1 protein-coding gene is annotated in these 1068 nt (G+C 52.4%); it reads right to left on the reverse strand.

The window, feature by feature from the left end; all coding sequences use genetic code 11:
* Positions 1 to 110 precede the first annotated feature (110 nt).
* A complete protein-coding gene (locus tag H5U08_RS19615; RefSeq protein ID WP_297037108.1) occupies positions 111 to 1004 on the reverse strand; it encodes a DUF1571 domain-containing protein in 894 nt (297 codons plus the stop codon).
* Positions 1005 to 1068: the final 64 nt, after the last annotated feature.

The raw sequence follows: 1068 nt of genomic DNA on the forward strand, positions 1-1068 counted from the left end.
GCCCGGGCATTTACGCCCGGGCGAAGCGCGTGTTAGACGCTCTTTTTGCAAAAATGAGGCAGTCGGGAGACTGACTGCACAACTCGTCAGCCGAGAGTCTGCCGAAAGTCTTACTGTTCCTCTTTGTCTTTGACTCGAAAGTCATAATTCGGATTGCGAATATCAAAGTCCATGTCCGTGAAGCCATTGTTGAGCTTGATATTCAGGTAAGTGTACTCCTCGATAAGCTGCGGTGGGCCATTCGGCTCCGTTGGCCAGTCGTACGATTCATAACGGATCGGGAGGTTGTATTCGGTGTCCACATAGATGCGAGCGAGATGGAAGCGGAAGTTACGCCGCGGAACCGGATGCACCACCTGAATGCATGTACAGGTGCGATCGTTAATTTTTGCGCCTTCAAAAAACTTGACTTCACACTCCCCATATTTCATATCCTGTTCACCCACCTCAATCAGCCGGCGAACCAGATTGAGGATCCCGATTTCTGTGATAGGATACCGACTATTTTGCATGGCGATCGGCCCTGTGGGATCAAGCGAGACCGTGCCGATGAGCTTGTTCCGGATCCCTGCGGGATGGGCCCACATCTTGCCTCCGTTGGCGCCTTCCACATAGATCACTTCCTGTCCCTTTACCGAGGCCGGTTCCAGGAAATACATGTAAACACTGAACGGCTTATGCCGGATTTTGACGAACGCATACTCGGGATCGTTCAACTTTCCGTCAATCCGCTCGCGTTTGACCATGATCGCGGAGTAATCTTGAATTTTCTGTATATCCTGGAGCCCCTGATAAGCCCAGCGGATGGCAGGCATCAGGGGGTGTTCTACGACCGCGTTTTCCTGGGGAGCAGATCGATCGGCAATCCTTAATTGGCCCTGTGCGCCCGCCGGTTGCCTCGACGGATCATTCGCCTGCTGGGCTACCAGGCCGCTGGAAAAACTGATCCCGGCGATAACCGCGACCAGAGGACAGGAGGAGAAAAGAAATCGTTTCAGTGACATCCGATTGCCTCCACTTCAACACATGGGTCGTGTTGTTATCCTTACCAAAATAGAAGTCTTAGGA

Origin of the sequence: Thermogutta sp. (assembly GCF_014359955.1) — a bacterium.
Classification (GTDB): Bacteria; Planctomycetota; Planctomycetia; order Pirellulales; family Thermoguttaceae; genus Thermogutta.

Coding starts and splice junctions, on each gene's coding strand:
- H5U08_RS19615 (WP_297037108.1), bottom strand. CDS start 1,004: ATGTCACTGAAACGATTTCTTTTCTCCTCCTGTCCTCTGGTCGCGGTT.